The organism is Variovorax davisae, from assembly GCF_030316845.1.
GTDB classification, from domain to species: Bacteria; Pseudomonadota; Gammaproteobacteria; order Burkholderiales; family Burkholderiaceae_C; genus Variovorax; species Variovorax davisae.
Window position 1 is genome coordinate 419,887 of record NZ_JASZYS010000004.1, and the last position, 19,444, is coordinate 439,330.

At 70.4% G+C, this 19,444-nt stretch carries 19 protein-coding genes; 6 read left to right on the forward strand and 13 right to left on the reverse strand.

Annotated features, from left to right (window positions below):
• Nucleotides 1-5: 5 nt before the first annotated feature.
• From QTI33_RS12400 to QTI33_RS12425, 6 genes are read right to left on the reverse strand one after another with little or no spacing between them, the layout of a single operon-like run.
• Nucleotides 6-695: an urease accessory protein UreF gene (locus tag QTI33_RS12400; RefSeq protein ID WP_286506263.1), complete on the reverse strand. Its 690-nt coding sequence runs from the start codon at nt 693-695 to the stop codon at nt 6-8.
• Nucleotides 695-1,282, reverse strand: a complete 588-nt coding sequence (ureE, locus tag QTI33_RS12405; protein WP_286506264.1) for an urease accessory protein UreE — start codon at nt 1,280-1,282, stop codon at nt 695-697. The genes QTI33_RS12400 and ureE overlap by 1 nt, the downstream gene beginning before the upstream one ends.
• 57 nt (nt 1,283-1,339) lie before the next feature.
• Entirely contained in the window at nt 1,340-3,058 is a 1,719-nt protein-coding gene (gene ureC / locus QTI33_RS12410) for an urease subunit alpha (protein ID WP_286506266.1), read from the reverse strand.
• Entirely contained in the window at nt 3,059-3,364 is a 306-nt protein-coding gene (locus QTI33_RS12415; RefSeq protein ID WP_286506267.1) for an urease subunit beta, read from the reverse strand. It abuts the gene before it with no gap.
• Nucleotides 3,365-3,373: 9 nt separating this feature from the next.
• Entirely contained in the window at nt 3,374-3,979 is a 606-nt protein-coding gene (locus tag QTI33_RS12420) for a HupE/UreJ family protein (RefSeq protein ID WP_286506268.1), read from the reverse strand.
• Between the two features lie 35 nt (nt 3,980-4,014).
• Entirely contained in the window at nt 4,015-4,317 is a 303-nt protein-coding gene (locus QTI33_RS12425) for an urease subunit gamma (RefSeq protein ID WP_286369833.1), read from the reverse strand.
• A 95-nt stretch (nt 4,318-4,412) separates the two neighbouring features.
• On the opposite strand from QTI33_RS12425, the gene QTI33_RS12430 reads away from it, so the two are divergent.
• From QTI33_RS12430 to QTI33_RS12440, 3 genes are read left to right on the forward strand one after another with little or no spacing between them, the layout of a single operon-like run.
• Nucleotides 4,413-7,979, forward strand: coding sequence for a hybrid sensor histidine kinase/response regulator (locus QTI33_RS12430; RefSeq protein ID WP_444814835.1), 3,567 nt, complete (start codon nt 4,413-4,415; stop codon nt 7,977-7,979).
• The gene (locus QTI33_RS12435; RefSeq protein ID WP_286506269.1) at nt 7,976-8,992 is read left to right on the forward strand and encodes a response regulator transcription factor; all 1,017 of its coding nucleotides are present in this window, start codon (nt 7,976-7,978) and stop codon (nt 8,990-8,992) included. The genes QTI33_RS12430 and QTI33_RS12435 overlap by 4 nt, the downstream gene beginning before the upstream one ends.
• 29 nt (nt 8,993-9,021) lie before the next feature.
• Nucleotides 9,022-9,687: a PA4824 family protein gene (locus QTI33_RS12440; protein WP_286506270.1), complete on the forward strand. Its 666-nt coding sequence runs from the start codon at nt 9,022-9,024 to the stop codon at nt 9,685-9,687.
• On the opposite strand, the gene QTI33_RS12445 is transcribed toward QTI33_RS12440, so the two are convergent.
• The 3 genes from QTI33_RS12445 to QTI33_RS12455 form a co-directional block, all read right to left on the reverse strand.
• A complete protein-coding gene (locus QTI33_RS12445) occupies nt 9,688-10,038 on the reverse strand; it encodes an alpha/beta hydrolase (RefSeq protein ID WP_286506271.1) in 351 nt (116 codons plus the stop codon).
• Between the two features lie 111 nt (nt 10,039-10,149).
• Nucleotides 10,150-11,859, reverse strand: coding sequence for a single-stranded-DNA-specific exonuclease RecJ (recJ, locus tag QTI33_RS12450; protein ID WP_286506272.1), 1,710 nt, complete (start codon nt 11,857-11,859; stop codon nt 10,150-10,152).
• Between the two features lie 2 nt (nt 11,860-11,861).
• Nucleotides 11,862-12,830, reverse strand: a complete 969-nt coding sequence (locus tag QTI33_RS12455) for a hypothetical protein (protein WP_286506273.1) — start codon at nt 12,828-12,830, stop codon at nt 11,862-11,864.
• 35 nt (nt 12,831-12,865) lie between these two features.
• Here QTI33_RS12455 and QTI33_RS12460 point away from each other — a divergent pair, with 35 nt between their 5' ends.
• Both QTI33_RS12460 and lolD read left to right on the forward strand, forming a co-directional pair.
• Nucleotides 12,866-14,122 carry a lipoprotein-releasing ABC transporter permease subunit gene (locus QTI33_RS12460; RefSeq protein WP_286506275.1) on the forward strand — a complete coding sequence of 419 codons (1,257 nt, stop codon included), beginning with the start codon at nt 12,866-12,868 and terminating at the stop codon, nt 14,120-14,122.
• The gene (gene lolD / locus QTI33_RS12465) at nt 14,115-14,792 is read left to right on the forward strand and encodes a lipoprotein-releasing ABC transporter ATP-binding protein LolD (RefSeq protein ID WP_286506276.1); all 678 of its coding nucleotides are present in this window, start codon (nt 14,115-14,117) and stop codon (nt 14,790-14,792) included. Before QTI33_RS12460 ends, lolD begins: the two co-directional genes overlap by 8 nt.
• Before the next feature lie 7 nt (nt 14,793-14,799).
• On the opposite strand, the gene QTI33_RS12470 is transcribed toward lolD, so the two are convergent.
• A complete protein-coding gene (locus QTI33_RS12470) occupies nt 14,800-15,435 on the reverse strand; it encodes a dioxygenase family protein (RefSeq protein WP_286506278.1) in 636 nt (211 codons plus the stop codon).
• Between the two features lie 323 nt (nt 15,436-15,758).
• Nucleotides 15,759-16,199 carry a carboxymuconolactone decarboxylase family protein gene (locus QTI33_RS12475; protein ID WP_286506279.1) on the reverse strand — a complete coding sequence of 147 codons (441 nt, stop codon included), beginning with the start codon at nt 16,197-16,199 and terminating at the stop codon, nt 15,759-15,761.
• 97 nt (nt 16,200-16,296) lie between these two features.
• Between QTI33_RS12475 and pdxR the strand changes: the two genes are divergently transcribed.
• Nucleotides 16,297-17,730 carry a MocR-like pyridoxine biosynthesis transcription factor PdxR gene (gene pdxR, locus QTI33_RS12480; protein WP_286506280.1) on the forward strand — a complete coding sequence of 478 codons (1,434 nt, stop codon included), beginning with the start codon at nt 16,297-16,299 and terminating at the stop codon, nt 17,728-17,730.
• Nucleotides 17,731-17,734: 4 nt separating this feature from the next.
• On the opposite strand, the gene QTI33_RS12485 is transcribed toward pdxR, so the two are convergent.
• Complete coding sequence (locus tag QTI33_RS12485; RefSeq protein WP_286506281.1) at nt 17,735-18,523, reverse strand: transporter substrate-binding domain-containing protein; 789 nt, start codon at nt 18,521-18,523, stop codon at nt 17,735-17,737.
• Nucleotides 18,524-18,570: 47 nt separating this feature from the next.
• Entirely contained in the window at nt 18,571-19,377 is an 807-nt protein-coding gene (locus QTI33_RS12490) for a maleate cis-trans isomerase family protein (RefSeq protein WP_286506282.1), read from the reverse strand.
• Nucleotides 19,378-19,444: the final 67 nt, after the last annotated feature.

Sequence of the window (19,444 nt, forward strand, 5' to 3'; positions counted from 1 at the left end):
CGGGTTTAGCTTCTGAAAAGGCGCGAGTACTGGGTTTCGTGGCGGGCGGACAGCACGGCGAGCATGGGCGAGAAGGCTTGCCGCTCGTCATCCGCCAGTGTGATCGCATGATCGACCGCCGGGGGAATTTCTGCCGCCAGCCGGCCGAGGATGCGTTGGCCGGCGCTCTGGCCGAGCGGCACCGCCTTGACCGCGGCGCCGATCATGTTCTCGGCCCAGCCGAAGGCGAAGGCCAGGCAGGCATCGCGCGCCGAGGCCTCGGTGCGGCTGGCGGCGAAGGCGAAGGCGATCGGATAGCTGGCGGGCAGGGTTTCGAAGACGGCCGCGGCGTCGGCATGGTGCAGCTTGAGCCATTCGACGAAGGAGCGGCCCATCTGCTCGGTCTGCAGCAGGAATTCGGCCGATTCGCGGGTCTGGAACACCCAGTCGTTGAGGGCGCGGATGCGGCCCGCGTCCGATTGCCGCCAGGCCGGGACGGCCTGCGCGACCACGGCCAGGTCGGCCCGGGCGAGCGCCAGGTGCAGCTGGTCGGCCAGCCAGTCGGAGACGGTGGGCTCGGTCGCAATGCCGGCGCCGTCGATGGCCGCCTCCAGCCCTTCGGAGTAGGAGAAGCCGCCGACCGGGAGCGCCGGCGAAGCCAGCCAGATCAGCTGCAGCAGGCTGCTGGCGGGCAGGGCGGCCGGCGCATCAGCCATCAGTGCGAGTGGCCGTGGGAATGGTCGTGGTCGTGGTCATGCGCGTGGCCCGCCTGCGACCCTGCATACGCATCCGGATGCAGCACCGGCCCGACGGGCGCCGCGCCGTGCGCATGCCCATGGCCGCCGCCGTGGGCGCCGTAGGCTCCGCCTTCGGGCTCGAAGGCTTCCTCGGCCTCGCGCACGATCAGGTGCATCGAGCGCAGCATGGCGGCCAGCACGTGGTCGGGCTCGATCTTCAGGTGGTCGGGCTTGAGCTCGATCGGCACGTGCCGGTTGCCCAGGTGGTAGGCCGCGCGCATCAGGTCGAACGGCGTGCCGTGGGCGCTGCAGTGCGTGATGACCAGCACCGGCTGCGGCGCGGCCACGACCTTGACCAGCGAGCCGTCCTCGGCCACCAGCACGTCGCCACCGCGCACGGCGGTGCCACGCGGCAGGAAGACGCCGATCTGGCGGCCTTGCGAATCGGTGGTGTCGAAGCGGCTCTTCTGGCGCACGTCCCAGTCGAGTTCGACGGTGGCGGCGCGCTTGAGCAGGACGGCCGCGAGGCCGCCGCCCTGGGGCATGAGTTTGTTGGCTGTGAGCATGACAGGCGAGAGGGTTCGGATAGGCGGATTGTCGATCCGCGCGCACCCCAACCGGGACTAGAACAGAAAATACCGCTGCGTCATCGGCAGCGACACCGCCGGATCGCACACCAGCAGCTGCCCATCCGCGCGCACCGCGTAGGTCTGGTGGTCGATCTCCATCTTCGGCGTGAGCGCGTTGTGCACCATGTGCTGCTTGCGCACGCCGCGGACGTTCTTCACCGCGCTCAAGGTCTTGGCGAGGCCGTAGCGCTCGCCGATGCCCGCCGCCAGCCCGGCCTGCGAGACGAAGGTCAGCGAGCTCCTGGCGAGCGAGCCGCCATAGGCGCCGAACATCGGCCGGTAGTGCACCGGCTGCGGCGTCGGGATCGACGCGTTGGGGTCGCCCATCGCGGCCATCGCGATCGTGCCGCCCTTGATGATCGTGAAGGGCTTGACGCCGAAGAAGGCCGGCTTCCAGACCACCAGGTCGGCCCACTTGCCGACCTCGATGCTGCCGACCTCGTGGGCGATGCCGTGCGCCAGCGCCGGGTTGATCGTGTACTTGGCGACATAGCGCTTGGCGCGGAAGTTGTCGTTGCGAGCGTTGTCCTCGGGCAGCTTGCCGCGCTGGCCCTTCATCTTGTGGGCGGTCTGCCAGCAGCGGATCACGATCTCGCCGACCCGGCCCATGGCCTGGCTGTCGGAGCTGAACATGCTGATCGCGCCGAGGTCGTGCAGGATGTCCTCGGCCGCGATGGTCTCCTTGCGGATGCGGCTCTCGGCGAAGGCCAGGTCCTCGGGGATGCCGGCGTCCAGGTGGTGGCACACCATCAGCATGTCGACGTGCTCGTCGAGCGTGTTCACGGTGTAAGGCATCGTCGGGTTGGTCGACGAGGGCAGGAAGTTGGCCTCGCCCACCACCCGCAGGATGTCGGGCGCATGGCCGCCGCCCGCACCCTCGGTATGGAAGGCGCAGATGCCGCGGCCCTTCACGGCGGCGATGGTGTTCTCGACGAAGCCCGATTCGTTGAGCGTGTCGCTGTGGATCGCGACCTGGGTGTCGGTGGCGTCGGCCACGTCCAGGCAGTTGCTGATCGCCGATGGCGTGGTGCCCCAGTCCTCGTGCAGCTTGAGTCCGATCACGCCGGCGTCGATCTGCTCGTGCAGCGACGCCGGCAGGCTGGCGTTGCCCTTGCCGAGAAAGCCGAGGTTCATCGGAAAGGCGTCGGCCGCCTGCAGCATGCGCTCGATGTGCCAGGGGCCGGGCGTCGCGGTGGTCGCGAAGGTGCCGGTCGCGGGGCCGGTGCCGCCGCCGAGCATCGTCGTCACGCCGGAGGCCAGCGCCTCTTCGATCTGCTGCGGGCAGATGAAATGGATGTGGCTGTCGATGCCGCCCGCGGTGACGATGTTGCCCTCGCAACTGATCACCTCTGTGCCGGCGCCGATCACGATGTCCACGCCCGGCTGCACGTCCGGGTTGCCGGCCTTGCCGATGGCGACGATGCGGCCGTCCTTCAGGCCGATGTCGGCCTTCACGATGCCCCAGTGGTCGAGGATCAGCGCATTGGTCATCACGGTGTCGACCGTGCCTTCGGCGCGCGTGCGCTGGCCCTGCGCCATGCCGTCGCGGATGGTCTTGCCGCCGCCGAACTTGACTTCCTCGCCGTAGCCGCCGGCGTGCAGCGTGTAGTCTTCCTCGACCTCGATCACGAGGTCGGTGTCGGCCAGCCGCACGCGGTCGCCGACGGTGGGGCCGAAGATCTCGGCGTAGGCGCGTCGCCCGATGGTTGCCATTTACAGCTTTCCTTGCACGAGGCCGCGAAAGCCGTAGATCACGCGGTCACCCGAAAAATCGACCAGCTCGACCGTGCGCTGCTGGCCCGGCTCGAAGCGCACCGCCGTGCCCGAGGCGATGTTCAGCCGCATGCCGCGCGCGGCCTCGCGGTCGAAGCCCAGGGCGCCGTTGGTCTCGGCGAAGTGGTAGTGCGAGCCGACCTGGATCGGCCGGTCGGCGGTGTTCTGGACCACCAGCGTGATGGCGCGGCGGCCGGGGTTGAGGACGTGCGCGCCCTCGTCGGTGATGAGTTCGCCCGGGATCATCGATGCGCCTCAGGCCAGCGCGCCGCCGAGCAGCGCGACGCCGAACAGCGCCACCGCGGCGCCCGCGATGCGCGGCAGCCAGCGATGGCCGTGGCGCAGCGTCCAGCCGGCCGCGATGCCGGCTGCGTGCAGCAGCACGGTGGCGGCCAGCATGCCGGCCAGCGTCAGGGCGGCGCCCGATTCCCCGGCCAGTTCCTGGCCGTGCGCAACGCCATGGAAAACCGCGAAGACACCGACCAGCGCCGCGGCCGCGAGCGGCGGCAGGCGCCGTTGCGTGACGACGAGCAGGCCCAGCACCAGCAGGGAGGCCGCGATCATCGGCTCGACCGCAGGCAGCTGCACGCCGGACAGTCCGACCAGCGCGCCGGCCAGCAGCATCGTGGCGAAGCCCAGCGGCGCCCACAGCAGGTCGGGCCAGGCCCGGCGCGCGGTGAGGGCGCTCCAGAGGCCGACCGCCACCATCGCCGCCAGATGGTCGGCGCCGGTCAGCGGATGCATGAAGCCGGCGAGGAAGCCGTGGTGCAGGCCGGCGTCGACCCCGGTGTGGGCGCTGGCGGCCAGCGGCAGCGCGGCGAGCAGCAAGGCGAGGGCAGGTGCGGTGCGGGTGAGTCGCATGGGGTGATGTCCTGGGTGTTGTTCGAATAGGTCGTTCAGACGATCGGCTGGTGCACGGTCACCAGCTTGGTGCCGTCGGGAAAGGTGGCTTCGACCTGGATGTCCGGGATCATCTCGGCGATGCCGTCCATGACGTCGGCCCGGGTCAGCACGGCGCGGCCCTCGCTCATCAGGGCGGCGACGCTCTTGCCGTCGCGCGCGCCCTCCATCACCGCCGCCGAGATCAGGGCCACGGCCTCGGGGTAGTTGAGCTTGAGCCCGCGGGCCCGGCGCCGTTCGGCCAGCAGGGCGGCGGTGAAGATCAGCAGCTTGTCTTTTTCGCGCGGTGTGAGTTCCATGGGTGCGGAGGTGGCGTCTGGGGGCAGGCCATTATTGGGCAGTCACCGATCGTTGCAACAGTCGTGCCGTGGCACGAAAGCTGCACCAATGCGGTGTGGATCTCCCAGCCGTCTCCCCCGCTCCGAGCGACGAAGCGCCGCAGCGCATCGTCAAGGTCCGGCGCGACTACAACAGCTGGGTCGCCCGCGAGACGCTGGAGGACTACGCGCTGCGCTACACGCCGCAGCGCTTCCGCCGGATGTCCGAGTGGCGGGTCGCCAGCACGGCCTTCGGCGGCGCCGCCTCGTTCCTGATCCTGGAGGCGGTCGGCGCCACGCTGCTGGTGCAGTACGGCTTCGCCAACGCCTTCTGGGCCATCCTGTGCACCGGGCTGATCATCTTCCTGGCCGGGCTGCCGATCAGCGTCTACGCCGCGCGCTACGGCGTCGACATGGACCTGCTCACGCGCGGCGCCGGCTTCGGCTACATCGGCTCGACCCTGACCTCGCTCATCTACGCCTCGTTCACCTTCATCTTCTTCGCGCTGGAGGCCGCGGTGATGGCCTATGCGCTCGAGCTCGCGCTCGGCATCCCGCCGATCTGGGGTTACCTCATCTGCGCGCTGGTCGTGATCCCCCTGGTCACGCACGGCATCTCGGCCATCAGCTGGCTGCAGGTCTGGACCCAGCCGGTCTGGCTGCTGATGCTGGTCGTGCCCTTCGGCTACGTGCTGGCGCGCGATCCTGGTGCGTTCGCCGGGGTGACGCACTACATCGGTTCCAAATCGAAGCTGGACGGCTTCGATCTGCACCTCTTCGGTGCCGCGCTGACCGTCGGCATCGCCCTCATCACCCAGATGGGCGAGCAGGCCGACTACCTGCGCTTCATGCCGGCACGCACGGCCGCCAACCGCGGCCGCTGGTGGGCCGGCGTGCTGGCCGGCGGTCCGGGCTGGGTGGTGCTCGGCGTGCTCAAGATGCTGGGGGGCGCCTTGCTCGCCTACCTGGCGATCAGCCACATGGTGCCGCCCGAGCGCGCGGTCGATCCGAACCAGATGTACCTGGCGGCCTACGAGTACGTGTTCCCGAACTACGGCTGGGCGGTGGCCGCGACCGCGATCTTCGTCGTCATCTCGCAGCTCAAGATCAACGTCACCAACGCCTATGCCGGCTCGCTGGCCTGGAGCAACTTCTTCTCGCGCGTCACGCACAGCCATCCGGGCCGCGTGGTGTGGGTGGTGTTCAACGCGCTGATCGCCTTCATGCTGATGGAGATGAACGTGTTCGAGGCGCTGGGCGACGTGCTGGGCCTCTACGCCAACATCGCGATCGCCTGGATGATGGCGGTGGTGGCCGACCTGGTCATCAACAAGCCGCTGGGCCTGTCGCCGCCGGGCATCGAGTTCAAGCGCGCCCACCTGTGGGACATCAACCCGGTCGGTGTCGGCGCGATGGCGCTGGCCTCGGGGCTGTCGATCACCGCCCACCTCGGCGTCTTCGGGCCCCTGGCGCAGGCCTTCTCGGCCCTGATCGCACTCGGCACCGCCTTCGTCGCATCGCCGTTGATCGCCTGGGCCACGCGCGGCAAGTACTACATTGCGCGGGTCTCCAGCGAGGGCGGTGCCGCGCCCTTCGCGCCGTCGACGCAGCGCTCGGCGATCCGCTGGGCGCGGGTCGAATCGGGCGCCGGCAGCTACCGCCGGCTGGTCACGCAGCGCTGCGTGATCTGCGAGCGGGAATACGAAGGCCCGGACATGGCGCACTGCCCCGCCTACCAGGGCGCCATCTGTTCGCTCTGCTGCACCCTGGACGCGCGCTGCGGCGACCTCTGCAAGCCGCAGGCGAGCCTGTCGGCGCAATGGTCGGGTGCGCTGCGCTGGCTGTTGCCGCGCCGCGTCTGGCCCTACCTCGACACCGGGCTCGGCCATTTCCTGCTGCTGATGCTGATCGTCGTGCCCCTGCTGGCCGGCGTCTTCGGCGTGCTGTACCAGCAGGAGCTGCGCGCGCTCGGGGACGCGCTGCTGGGCGAGGGCGCCCAGGCCAGCACCCAGCCGGCCGCGCTGCGCTCGGGTTTCCTCAAGGCCTACATGGCGCTGCTGGTGATCGCGGGCATCGTCGCCTGGTGGCTGGTGCTGGCGCACCAGAGCCGCAAGGTGGCGCAGGAGGAATCGAACCGCCAGACCCACCTGCTGGTGCGCGAGATCGAGCTGCACCGCAAGACCGACCGCGCGCTGCAGGCGGCCAAGCAGAGCGCCGACCAGGCGCGCGGCATCGCCGAGGAGGCCAAGCGCGCGGCCGACCAGGCCAACCAGGCCAAGAGCCGCTACATCAGCGCCATCAGCCACGAGCTGCGCACGCCGCTCAACAGCATCCTGGGCTATGCGCAGCTGATGGGCGAGGATGCGGCCGTGCCGCCGCATCGCCGGCAGGCGGTGGCGGTGATCAGGCGCGGCGGCGAGCACCTGCTGTCACTGATCGAGGGCACGCTGGACATCGCCCACATCGAGGCCGGCAAGCTGACCTTGAATGCGCGCCCGATGCAGTTCGCCGACCTGATGAGCGAGCTGGCCGACATGTTCGAGCTGGCCGCCGAGGAGAAGGGCCTCGCTTTCCGCTTCGAGCCCAGCGGCAGCCTGCCCGAGCTGGTGCGCGCGGACGAGAAGCGGGTGCGGCAGATCCTCATCAACCTGCTGGGCAATGCGATCAAGTTCACCGCCGCGGGGCAGGTCACGCTGCGGCTGCGCTATGCGCGCGAGTTCGCCGCGATCGAGATCGAGGACACCGGTCCGGGCATGTCGGCCGAGGAGCTCGGGCGCATCTTCGAGCCCTTCGCGCGCGGCGCCACGGCCGGACCGGCGGCACCCGGCGCCGGCCTGGGGCTGACCATCGCCAAGATGCTGATCGACCTGATGGGCGGCGAGATGAACGTGCAGAGCACGCCCGGCGCCGGCTCGGTGTTCAGCCTGCGGCTGTTCCTGCCGCGCGTGCACGAGCTGCCCGCCGGCAGCGGCCGTCGCGTGCCGGCGCCCGTGGCGCGGCTGCGGCGCGGCTACGAGGGCGGCCGGCGGCGCCTGCTGGTGGTCGACAACGAGGAAGCCGATCGCGAGCTGCTGGTGCAGGTGCTGGCGCCGCTGGGCTTCGAGCTGCGCACCGCCGCCAGCGGCCATGACGCGCTGGACCTGGTCGCGGCCGGCTGGCGTCCGGATGCGATGTTCGTCGACCTCGCGATGCCCGGCATCGACGGCTGGGAGACCATCCGCCGGTCGCGTGCGCTCGGGCTGGCCGACGCCGCGGTGGCGATCGTCTCGGCCAACGCCTTCGACAAGCGCCTCGACAACGACGTCGGCATCACGCCCGACGATTTCTTCGTCAAGCCGGTGCGCCACAGCGAGCTGCTCGACTGGCTCGAACGCCGGCTCGGCATCCGCTGGACCGAGCATCCGGCCGCGGCGCCGGTGGCCCAGCCGGCCGCGGTGGTGCTGCCCTCCACGGCGCGCTTGCGCGCGCTCGAGGAGGCGGTGGGCCTGGGCTATTTTCGAGGCATCATGAATCAACTCGACGACATCGACGCGGCCGAGCCCGAATGCGCGGCCTGGACCGATGCCCAGCGCGCGCTGGCGCGGCAATTCCAGTTCGAGGCCATGAGCCGGGCCTTGAGCGCGGCCGCCGGGACGACGCCATGAGCGTAGCGAAGGATCCCCCGATGCTGGTCGACACGCTGCGCGGCAGCGGCGGCAACAGCGACCTGGTGCTGATCGTCGACGACGTGCCCGACAACCTCGCGGTGCTGCACGATGCGCTCGACGAATCGGGCTACACCGTGCTGGTCGCCACCAGCGGCGAGCAGGCGCTGCAGCGCGCGGCGCAGGCGCGGCCGGACATCGTGCTGCTCGACGCGATGATGCCGGGCATCGACGGCTTCGAAGTCGCGCGCCGGCTCAAGGCCGATGCCGCGACCGCGCACATCCCGATCGTCTTCATGACCGGGCTGACCGAGACCGAGCACCTGGTGGCCGCGCTGGAGGCCGGCGGCGTCGACTACGTGACCAAGCCGATCAAGCCCAAGGAAGTGCTGGCGCGCATGAACGTGCACCTGCAGGGCGCGCGGCGCGCGCGCCAGGAAGCGCAGCAGGCGGGCCAGGCGCGCAACGCGCTCGATGCCTTCGGCTATGCCAGCATCACGGTGCGCATGCCCGAGGGCAAGCTGATCTGGCAGACCGCGCTGGCGCGCGAGATGCTGCTGCGCTACTGCGGAACCAGCGCGCCGGTGACGCCGCCGGCGGTGCTCGAATGGCTGCGGCGCCACCTGCCCGATGCGCAGCAGCGCCAGATCGAACCGCCGGCCCTGGCGATCGCGCAAGGTGCCGCCAGCCTGAGCCTGCGGCTGCACCAGCAGACCGGCCACGACGACGAGGGCGACGATTGGCTGATCATCATGCGCGAGGTGTCGGACACCACGGTGATCGAGGCCATGAGCCTGAGCCTGAAGCTGACGGCGCGCGAGGCCGAGGTGCTGTACTGGGTGGTCAAGGGCAAGACCAACAAGGACATCGGCGAGATCCTCGGCAGCAGTCCGGCCACCGCCAAGAAGCATCTCGAAAGGGTCTACGTGAAGCTGGGCGTCGAGACCCGGACGGCCGCGGCGGGCGTCGCCATGAAACGCATTCGCGAGTTGCAGCCCCAGTTCGAAATCTGAGTCACGCGAGGCCCCTAGAATGCGCCGCCATGGCCCGTCTGCTTCTTCTCCCGCTGCTCAGCCTGCTCGCGACGCCGGGCCATGCGGGCGGGCACTTCGACATCGATGACGCGGGCACGCTGGACGAAGGCCAGTGCCAGTACGAAGTCTGGGGCGGGCGCTTCGGCCGCGAACGGGTCACCGACTACCACCTGGGCCCCGCATGCCGGGTCGGCCCGGTCGAACTCGGCTTCAACATCGACCGCGCATCGGTGCCGGGCGAACATGCCTATGGCGTCGGGCCGCAGCTCAAGTGGACCTTCACGCAGCAGCCGGACAAGACCGATCTCAGTGCCGCCTTGTTCTTCAGTGCCGTATGGGATGCCACGCACGGCGGCCGCGCGGGCGGCCAGTTCGCCGTGCCCGTGACCTGGCACGCGCTCGACAGCCTGTGGATCAATGTCAACGTGGGGTACGACTGGGCACCCGGCAGCGGCGAGCGAACCGGCCGCGGCGGGCTTCAGGGGGCCTGGGCGCTCGACGACAGGCTGTACCTGGTGGCCGAGCGCTTTCGCGCCTTCGACACCTGGAGCACGCGCGCCGGCCTGCGCTTCAATCTGACGCCGACGATCAGCGTCGACCTGAGCGCCGCGCGCAGCGGCCCGGACCGTGTCCGGGGCTACGCGATCGGGCTCAACCAGGTCTTCTCGCGTTGACTACAGCGCAGCCTGGCGCGAGAACGAGACCTTCGGCTTGTTGTAGGCGCTCGGCACCTGGTCGCGATAGAACGCGCGGCGGTCGAGGCTGGCGAACGGGTCGTGCGCCTTGGCGACCGCTTCGGCATTCACGGCCGAGCGGCTGGCAGTGGAGGTGAAGGTCTGCGCGCCAGCGCTGGCACCTTCGCCATAGGCGTTGCCCGCACGTGCGGCAACGACGCCCTGGCCCGCCACTTCGGAGCGGCTGGCCGACGAGGTCAGCGCATGCACGCCGTCATAGGTTTCCGCATGGGCACCGGCAGCAGCCAGCAAGGACAGGGCAGCGGCGGCGATCACTTTCGAGGCATTCATTTCGGTTCCTTCACAGGGGTTGGTTGGTGAGGAGAAGTTTGGCGCCGAACCCCACCTTGCAACCGCCGCAAACGGAACAGCGGCGTTAACGGACTGGAAACAATCCGAGCCCTAGATTTCGGCCCCCTCGACCAGGAAGCGCACTCGCCGCACGCCCTGCCATTCGTCGGCATCGAGCCGCCAGGCCAGCACCACTTTGGGCGGCAGCGGCTCGGTGTGGCCGAACCAGATGCCGTCCACCGGCTTGCCGCGGTGCCTGAGCTTGAGCGCCAGGTGCTTCTCGCCGACCAGGCGCTGCGACACCACCTCGACCTCCTCGCTGAAGGTCGGCGGCGCGAAGCCTTGGCCCCAGACTTCGCGATGCAGCGTGTCGACCATGTCGACGCGCAGGTACTCGGGTGCCAGGGGCCCGTCGGTGTCGAGCCGGCGGGTCAGGGTGGCGGCGTCGAGCCACTCCTGCGCGACCTGCGCCAGGGCCTGCTCGAAGACCGGGAACTGCTCGCGCGCCACCGTGCAGCCGGCCGCCATCGCGTGGCCGCCGAAGCGCAGCAGCACGCCGGGATGGCGCTTGGCGACCAGGTCGAGCGCATCGCGCAGGTGGAAGCCGGGGATCGAGCGCCCGGAGCCCTTGAGTTCGTGCGCCTTGCCGTCGGCGGCGCTGGCCGCGAAGACGAAGGTCGGCCGGTGGAAGCGGTCCTTGATGCGCGAGGCCACGATGCCGACCACGCCTTCGTGGAAGTCGGCGCCGAAGACGCTGATCGCGGCCGGCGGCGCCAGGCTGTCGTCGAACAGCGTCTCGGCCAGCAGCAGCGCCTTGTCGCGCATGCCGCCTTCGATGTCGCGCCGCTCCCGGTTGATGCCGTCGAGCAGGTTCGCGAGTTCGTCGGCGCGGCCGGCGTCGTCGGTCAGCAGGCACTCGATGCCGAGCGTCATGTCGGCCAGCCGGCCGGCGGCATTGATGCGCGGCCCGAGCGCGAAGCCGAAGTCGAAGGTGGTGGCCGCTGCCGCCTGGCGGCCGGCGGCCTTGAACAGCGCGGCGATGCCCACCGGCATCGCACCGCCGCGGATGCGGCGCAGGCCCTGGGCCACGAGGCGGCGGTTGTTGGCATCGAGCCGGACCACGTCGGCGACGGTGCCGAGCGCGACCAGCGGCAGCAGCGCGTCGAGCTTGGGCTGGTTGCCGAGGTCGAAGACGCCGCGCGTGCGCAGTTCGGTGCGCAGCGCCAGCAGCACGTAGAACATCACGCCGACGCCGGCGATGCTCTTGCTGTCGAATTCGCAGCCGGGCTGGTTCGGGTTCACCAGCACGTCGGCGGCGGGCAGAAGCGGACCCGGCAGGTGGTGGTCGGTCACCAGCACCGCGAGCCCGCGCGCCTTCGCCGCCGCCACGCCATCGACGCTCGCGATGCCGTTGTCGACCGTGATCAGCAGCTCGGCCCCGCTCGCGGCCACGCGCTCGGCGATCGGCGGCGTCAGGCCGTAGCCGTCGACCACCCGGTCGGGCACCAGGTAGGCGACATGGCGCGCCCCCAGCAGCCGCAGGCCGCGCACCGCCACCGCACAGGCGGTCGCGCCGTCGCAGTCGTAGTCGGCGACGATGCACAGCCGCCGCTGGTCGCGGATCGCGTCGGCCAGCAGCAGGGCGGCCTCGCGTGCGCCGCGCAGCGTGGCGGGCGGCAGCAGCCGCGCCAGGCCGTCGTCGAGCTCATCCTTCGACAGCACGCCGCGCGCGGCATAGAGCCGCGCCAGCAGCGGATGCACGCCGGCCTGCTCCAGCGCCCAGGCACTGCGCGGCGGGATGTCCCGGGCCAGGATCTTCATGGTCACAGCGCCTCGAGGAAGGACGCCGCCGTCGGGCGGCCGAACAGCCCCTTGGCCCAGGCGGCCAGGCCGCGCGGGCGGACCGCGAAGCGCTGCGCGCTGCGGTCGCCGCACAGCGTCAGCGTGACGGCTTCGCCGGCGCTGCAGGCAGCCAGCAATTCGGCCACCGGGCCGGCGTCGAGGGCCTGCCAGGCCGAGGCCCAGGCGGCACCGTCGTCACGCAGGGCGGGGGTGCGCAGCGCATCGGCCACGGTGGGGCCAGCCTGCGGCACGGTGAAGCCGGCGGGCAGCACGCCGGTGCCGCTGAGCCAGAAGGAATTGATCGGCGGCACGCCGCGGGCGGCGCGGGCGTCGTTCACGCGTTCGGTGTAGAGCAGCATCTGCATCTCGTTCTGCAGCCGGCGCAGCGGCCGGCCGGCGTCGGACAGGGGCGACCACTGCGAGATCGGGAAGCCGACCGCGCGGTCGATCGACGCCGTCGCCAGGCCGTCGAAGATCGGTCCCTGCGCCAGCCAGCGGCCCGGCGTCGCCGAGGCATGCAGCGCGATGCCGTCTTCCTCGAAGAACGGCAGGGCCGCCGCCAGCAGCGCATCGGACTCCTCGGCGTCGATCTCGATCGCGGCCGGATCGCCCAGCATCACGTCGTCGATGCCCACCTGCCAATGGCACAGCGTGGCGACGCCCCAGGCCTGGCCGCCCTCGGTCGGACCCAGGCCGGAGCGTGTCGCTTCCAGCGCGGCCCAGGGAATGCAGCCGTCGGCGGCCGCGATGCCGAGCGCCTCGGCCAGGGCGCGCTCGTGCGGCGGCGAGCGGGTGCTGTCGTCCTGGGTGTCCTCGTGCACCCGCGCGAGCCGGGCCAGCAAGGTTTCGAGCTTGGGCAGCCGCAGGCCGGCCAGCGCCGCGCGGCAGGCGGGGGAGCCCCGGCCGGCGAAGGGAACGAGCAGATGGCGGGCGTTGGGCGGTGCGGACATGGGCCTATTGTCCGGGATGCCACAATTGTTTCCTTATGCGACTCCCCTACGAACTGCAACTCGGCTGGCGTTACACCCGAGCCGGCCGGGCCACGCGGCGCAACGGCTTCATCTCCTTCATCTCCGGCGTCTCGATGTTCGGCATCGCGCTGGGCGTGGCGGCGCTGATCATCGTGCTGAGCGTGATGAACGGCTTCCAGAAGGAAGTCACCGACCGCATGCTCGGCGTGATCTCCCACATCGAGATCTTCTCGCGCGACGGCCAGGCGCTGGCCGACATCGACGCCATCATGGCCGAGGCGCGCAAGAACCCCGAGGTGATCGGCGTCGCACCCTTCGTCGCGGCGCAGGCGCTGCTGGCGCGCGGCGAGGACATGAAGGGCGCCCTGATCCGCGGCATCGATCCGAAGCTGGAGCCGCAGGTGACCGACATCTCGACCACCGCGCAGCAGGGCGCGCTCGACAAGCTGGTGCCGGGCGAGTTCGGCATCGTGCTGGGCATCGAGCTGGCGCGCTCGATGTTCGTGCGGGTCGGCGACCAGGTCACGCTGGTGGCCCCGGGCGGCCAGGTCACGCCGGCCGGCGTGATGCCGCGCTTCAAGCCCTTCACCGTGGTCGGCACCTTCGACTCGGGCCACTACGAGTACGACTCGGCGCTGGCGATGATCCACGCCGAGGACGCGGCCCGCGTGTTCCGCCTCGAAGGCCCGACCGGCGTGCGCCTCAAGCTCAAGGACCTGCACCAGGCGCGCGAGGTGGCCGACCAGCTGGCGGCCACGCTGCCGGGCCAGTTCCTGATCCGCGACTGGACCCGCGCCAACAAGACCTGGTTTGCGGCGGTGCAGGTCGAGAAACGCATGATGTTCATCATCCTCACGCTGATCGTCGCGGTGGCGGCCTTCAACCTGGTCTCGACCCTGGTCATGACCGTGACCGACAAGCGCGCCGACATCGCGATCCTGCGCACGCTGGGCTCCAGCCCGAAAAGCATCATGGGCATCTTCGTCGTGCAGGGCGCGATGGTCGGCGTCATCGGCACCCTCGGCGGGCTGCTGCTGGGGCTGGGCATCGCCTACAACATCGACGTCATCGTGCCGGCGCTCGAGCGGCTCTTTCATGCCAGCTTCCTGCCCAAGGACATCTACCTGATCAGCAAGATGCCGAGCGACCCGCAGCGCGGCGACATCCTGCCGATCACCGTCATCTCGCTGGTGCTGGCCTTCGTCGCCACCCTCTATCCGAGCTGGCGCGCGAGCCGCGTCAACCCGGCGGAGGCGCTGCGCTATGAGTGACGTGGTGTTGAAGGTCCGCGGACTGACCAAGCGCTTCCATGAAGGCCGCATCGACCTCACCGTGCTGCACGGCGTCGACCTCGACGTCCGCGCCGGCGAGACGCTGGCGATCGTCGGCGCCTCGGGCTCGGGCAAGAGCACGCTGCTGCACCTGATGGGCGGCCTCGACGCCCCGACCGCGGGCAGCGTCGAGCTGCACGGCGAAAACATCGCGCATGTCGATGCCGCCGAGCAGGGCCGGCTGCGTAACCGGCACCTCGGCTTCGTCTACCAGTTCCATCACCTGCTGCCGGAATTCAGCGCGCTCGACAACGTCGCCATGCCGCTCAAGATCCGCCGCCTGCCGCCGGCCCAGGCGAGCGATGCGGCGGCGGCCATGCTGACGGCCGTGGGCCTGGGCGAGCGGGTGCAGCACCGGCCGGCGGAGTTGTCGGGCGGCGAGCGCCAGCGGGTGGCGATCGCGCGCGCGCTGGTGACGCAGCCCGACTGCGTGCTGGCTGACGAGCCCACCGGCAACCTCGACCGCGCCACCGCCGACGGCGTGTTCGCGCTGATGCTGCAGCTGGCGCGCGACCGCGGCACCGCCTTCGTGATGGTGACCCACGACGAGAGCCTGGCGGGGCGCTGCGACCGGGTGCTGCGGCTCACCGCGGGGCGGTTGGCGGGCTGACCGGCGCTCAGGCGCCGACGACGATCGGAAAGCTGGCCTTCCAGCCGTCCGGCGCGCGCGCGAAGGGCACGGTGAGCGCGGCCCGCTCGGACTCCGAGAGACGACGCCACAGCCCGTCGCGGGCGTTGTCCGGTGCGCCTTCCACGTAGAGCTGGGTGGTCAGCAGTTCGCGCGTGCCCAGCTTGACCTTGAAGTGGATGTGGGGCGTGCGCCCGCTGTAGGGCACCGGCCGGAGGGTGCGGAAGCGGTAGCGCCCTTGGTCGTCGACCATGACACGCCCGAAGCCCTGAAAAGCGCGATCGGCGCGGTCGCCGTCGCCGGGGTGGTGGTAGTGGCCGGCTTCGTCGCACTGCCAGATCTCGACCTGGGCGCCACGCAGCGCGCGCCCGTCCAGATCGGTGACCGTGCCGTCGACCCAGGCCGGCTGGGTGGTGGCGTAGTTCAGCGGGCCGTTGTGCAGCAGGTCGGCGTCGGTGTCGGCCGGCAGGGCGACCGGATAGAACGGGCCTTCGGTCTGCGAGGGCGTGGGTCGCCGGGGCGCGGCAGGTTGCGCCCGCGGGCCCAGCCAGAAGGCCGGCAAGGCGATGGCAGCGGCGGCAATGCTGCGGCGGGGCAGGCCCCGGGAGCCGGGCGAGGTGTTCATGGCACGTCAAGCAACGCCGGGGAGGGGCGTTTCAGCGCCATGCTACTCGCAACGCGACAGCATCGCGGGCCGCGACTCGCCGACGCTGCAGCTCTTCATCGTCGCGCCCGCCGCTGCCGTGGCCGTCCGGATCGTCGTCGAGCAACCGCCGCGGCGGCGTGAGAACACGGCGCTGCGTTCCGGGGCTTCATGCCTTGCGATGGGGTCGATCCCTAGGGCAACGTGTCTCAGCTGCGCCAGCCGGTGGCAGGCGACGTCAGTTCTGGCGAGCAGCCCGGCTGCGCTTGGCCTGCCGCACCAGCCGGGCGCTCATGGCGCGCCGTCTAGGCGGTCAGGGTTTTGCGGAAGCCGATCGACAGCCGGTTCCAGCTGTTGATCACGCCGATCGCGAGCGTCAGGTCGACCCGCTCGCGCTCGCTGAATTCGGCACTCAGGGCCTCGTAGTCGGGATCGGGCGCGTGCTGGGTCGCGACCTGGGTGATGGCTTCGGTCCAGGCCAGGGCGGCGCGTTCGCGCGGGGTGAAGAAAGGCGTCTCGCGCCACACCGGGACGGCGTAGAGGCGCCGCTCGGTCTCGCCCTTCTTGCGCAAGTCGCTCGCATGCAGGTCGACGCAGAAGGCGCAGCCGTTGATCTGCGAGGCGCGCAGCTTCACGAGGTCGAGCAGGGCGGGCTCGAGGCCCAGCTTGCCGACCGCCACTTCGAGCGAGATCAGCGCCTTCAGCGCGTCGGGGGAGGCCTTGTAGAAATCGAGTCGTTGTTCCATGGTGTTGCTCCGTTGGGTGATGAGGATGGCCCCATGCTAAAAAGCCCTGGCCCTCTCGCGGGCGGCCAATCCGGGCCATTTGCAGGAGTCCAATCGCATGGAGTTGCACGTCGTCATCGACGGTGACAAGGACCTCGCCGGGCAGCTCTACCGGCAGCTGAGGGATTCGATCCGCGCCGGCCGGCTGGCCGCGGGCGAAAAGCTGCCGCCCTCGCGGCTGCTCGCCGAACAACTCGGCCTGTCGCGCAAGACCGTTTCGGAAGCCTATGCGCGGCTCACCTTCGACCGGCTGCTGGTCGGCCGCGTCGGCAGCGGCACCTTCGTCGCCGACACGGTGCGGTCCGCGGCGCCGCCGGCCGCGAGCCCGTCCTTCGCCGGCGCGGCGGTCGCCGAGCGCTGGCGCCGCATGGACACGCCGCTGCGCCACCCGGCGCCGGCCGGCCACTCACGCTACGAATACATCGGCGGGGCGCCTGCGCGCAGCCTGTTCCCGCATGCCGAATGGCGCCGCTGCGTGCTGCACGCGCTGCGCGAAGGGGCACGCTCGCGCGGCCTCTATGGGCCGGTCGAGGGCATGCCGGTGCTGCGCGAGGCGATCGCCCGGCACGCCGCCTTCGCCCGCGGCGTGCGCTGCGGCGTCGATGACGTCATCGTCACCAACGGCGCCCAGCAGGCGCTCGACCTGGTGGCCCGGGTGCTGGTCGAGCCGGGCAGCCTGGTGGCGGTCGAGGAGCCCGGCTATCCGCCGGCACGCCTGCTGTTCGGCGCCCAGGGGGCCGAGGTGGTCGGCATCCCGGTCGATGCCGAGGGCCTGCAGGTCGAACGGATCCCGGACGGCACGCGGCTGGTCTACGTGACGCCGGCGCACCAGTTCCCGCTCGGCATGCCGATGAGCCAGCGCCGCCGCGAGGCGCTGCTGGCGCGCGCCCACGCGATCGGCGCGATCGTCATCGAGGACGACTACGACAGCGAATTCCGCTACGAGGGGCGCCCCACCGACTCGCTGCAGAGCATGGACACGCGAGGCAGCGTCGCCTTCGTCGGCACCTTCTCGAAGACCCTGTCGCCCGAACTGCGCCTGGGCTACCTGATCGCGCCGCCCGCCATCCTGCAGGCGGTCTGCATCGCCAAGCACCTGAGCGACTGGCACACGGCCACGCCGGCCCAGTGGGCGCTGGCCAAGTTCATCGCGGACGGCGGCCTCCACAAGCACATCCGCCGCTGCCACGCGGTCTATGTCGAGCGGCGCGAGCGCATCATGCGGCGCTTCGACGGCGACCTGTCGCCCTGGTTCGAAACGGTGCCGGCGACCGCGGGCATCCACCTGGCGGCGCTCTGCAGAAAGCCGATCGACATGGAGACCCTGCTGAGGCTGGCACGCCGGGTCGACGTCGGGCTCTACCCGCTCGAGGTCTTCTCGCACTTCGAGGCACCCCGCCAGGGGCTCATGCTGGGCTACGGTGCAATCGACACGGACGACATCGATCCGTCGCTGGACCGGGTCCGCGACATCCTGCTGCAGATGGGCTGACGCCTCACATCGGGATGTCGCCCACCGCGCGGCCCAGCCAGCGGGTCGACATCCGGTCCGACTCACCCGACTTGCGGGCCTCGATCACGATCTCGTTGATGCGCTCGCGCAGCTTGTCCTCGCCCTTCGGCACGCCGATGTAGTTGGGGCTCTGGCTCAGCATGAGCTTGTTCTCCAGGCCCATCTGCGGCTGGTTCTGGATCAGCTTGGAGACGGCCGGCTGGCTGCTGCCCACCGCCGCCACCTGGCCGGCACCCATCGCGGTGATGGTGGCCGCATGGTCCTCGAAGCGCATCAGGTTGGCGCCCTTGGGCAGCACCTTGGTCAGCTCCTGGTCCTCGATGGTGCCGCGCGTCACGCCCACCGACTTGCCGTCGAGATCGGCGAAGCTCTTGACGGCCAGCGTCTTGGGGGCGAACACGGCGCTGATGAAGGGCGAGTAGGCCGCGGTCGTGAAGTCGACCACCTTCTCACGCTCGGCGTTGCGCGCCAGCGTCGAGATCACGATGTCGACCTTGCGCGTCTGCAGGTAGGGCACGCGGTTGGTGCTGGTCACCGGCACCAGCTCGGCCTTGACGCCGAGCTTGCCGGCCACGTAGCGCGCCATGTCGATGTCCAGTCCCTGCGGCTGCAGGTCGGTGCCGACGAAGCCGTAGGGCGGGTAGTCGGTGGGCACGGCGATGCGGATCACGCCGGTCTTGACGATGTTGTCGAGCGCGGTCTGTGCCTGGGCGCCGCCGGTGGCCAGCAAGGCGCAGGCCGCGGTGAGCAGAAGACGTCGAATGGGTTGCATGGCGAGGATTCTCGGAGAGTTGGAAGCAGGGGAGACGAAGCGCAATGTCAGGCGCCGGGCGCGATGCGGCCGTCGAAGAGCTGCCCGTAGCCGGGCCGGGCGCCGGCGATCTGCAGCAGTTCGAGGCAGTGCCAGAACGAGGCCTGCACGGCCGAGATGACCGGCTTGCCGAGCGCCTGCTCCAGCGCCTCGATGGCGCCGACCGAGCGGAAATTGGTGCAGCTGATGAAGATCGCGCTGGCTTCGGGATGGTCCACCGAGCGCACCAGGTCATAGACCTGCGAAAGCGGCACCTCGGCCAGCGCGCGGTCCTCGTCGATGCGCAGGTTGGCATGGCGCACGACGGGGTGCCCGTTCTCTTCCAGGAAGCGGATCGCCTTGGCGTGCACCGCATCCACGTAGGGCGTGGCGAGCGCGACCTTGCCGGCTGCCACCTTCTTGAGCGCCGCCAGCGTGGCGGTCGATGCCGTGTTGACCAGCGGCCCGGGCACCCACTGCTTCATCTTGGCGATCAGCGCGTGGTCGTAGGCGGTGCCGTGCAGGAACGAGGCGCTGGTGCCGCCGAAGCACAGCAGGTCGATGGGTGCCGAGCCCACCAGGCGCGCGGCCTGCGCCAGCTCGGGCGAATCCATCATCTGCTCGATGCCCTCCACCGTCACCTTGGGCAGCTTGATGCGTGTGGTGTGGATCGACACGCCGGGCGCCGCCATGGCGGCCCATTCGGCGTCCATGACGATGCTCGAGGCGATGTAGATCAGCCCGACCCGGCACAGCGTGCCCGAGCCGTCGAAGCGAAAGGCGGGTGTGGCGGGGGGCGCGAAGGCGTTCGCTTGTTGTTCGCCCGTTCGAATCATCTCGTCCAACTCCATGGCTTGCTGCAATGGAGTCGATGATGTGGGCTCAGCGCTGCGCTACAAAGTC

Coding starts and splice junctions, on each gene's coding strand:
- QTI33_RS12400 (WP_286506263.1), bottom strand. CDS start 695: ATGGCTGATGCGCCGGCCGCCCTGCCCGCCAGCAGCCTGCTGCAGCTG.
- ureE (WP_286506264.1), bottom strand. CDS start 1,282: ATGCTCACAGCCAACAAACTCATGCCCCAGGGCGGCGGCCTCGCGGCC.
- ureC (WP_286506266.1), bottom strand. CDS start 3,058: ATGGCAACCATCGGGCGACGCGCCTACGCCGAGATCTTCGGCCCCACC.
- QTI33_RS12415 (WP_286506267.1), bottom strand. CDS start 3,364: ATGATCCCGGGCGAACTCATCACCGACGAGGGCGCGCACGTCCTCAAC.
- QTI33_RS12420 (WP_286506268.1), bottom strand. CDS start 3,979: ATGCGACTCACCCGCACCGCACCTGCCCTCGCCTTGCTGCTCGCCGCG.
- QTI33_RS12425 (WP_286369833.1), bottom strand. CDS start 4,317: ATGGAACTCACACCGCGCGAAAAAGACAAGCTGCTGATCTTCACCGCC.
- QTI33_RS12435 (WP_286506269.1), top strand. CDS start 7,976: ATGAGCGTAGCGAAGGATCCCCCGATGCTGGTCGACACGCTGCGCGGC.
- QTI33_RS12440 (WP_286506270.1), top strand. CDS start 9,022: ATGGCCCGTCTGCTTCTTCTCCCGCTGCTCAGCCTGCTCGCGACGCCG.
- QTI33_RS12445 (WP_286506271.1), bottom strand. CDS start 10,038: ATGAATGCCTCGAAAGTGATCGCCGCCGCTGCCCTGTCCTTGCTGGCT.
- recJ (WP_286506272.1), bottom strand. CDS start 11,859: ATGAAGATCCTGGCCCGGGACATCCCGCCGCGCAGTGCCTGGGCGCTG.
- QTI33_RS12455 (WP_286506273.1), bottom strand. CDS start 12,830: ATGTCCGCACCGCCCAACGCCCGCCATCTGCTCGTTCCCTTCGCCGGC.
- QTI33_RS12460 (WP_286506275.1), top strand. CDS start 12,866: ATGCGACTCCCCTACGAACTGCAACTCGGCTGGCGTTACACCCGAGCC.
- lolD (WP_286506276.1), top strand. CDS start 14,115: ATGAGTGACGTGGTGTTGAAGGTCCGCGGACTGACCAAGCGCTTCCAT.
- QTI33_RS12470 (WP_286506278.1), bottom strand. CDS start 15,435: ATGAACACCTCGCCCGGCTCCCGGGGCCTGCCCCGCCGCAGCATTGCC.
- QTI33_RS12475 (WP_286506279.1), bottom strand. CDS start 16,199: ATGGAACAACGACTCGATTTCTACAAGGCCTCCCCCGACGCGCTGAAG.
- pdxR (WP_286506280.1), top strand. CDS start 16,297: ATGGAGTTGCACGTCGTCATCGACGGTGACAAGGACCTCGCCGGGCAG.
- QTI33_RS12485 (WP_286506281.1), bottom strand. CDS start 18,523: ATGCAACCCATTCGACGTCTTCTGCTCACCGCGGCCTGCGCCTTGCTG.
- QTI33_RS12490 (WP_286506282.1), bottom strand. CDS start 19,377: ATGATTCGAACGGGCGAACAACAAGCGAACGCCTTCGCGCCCCCCGCC.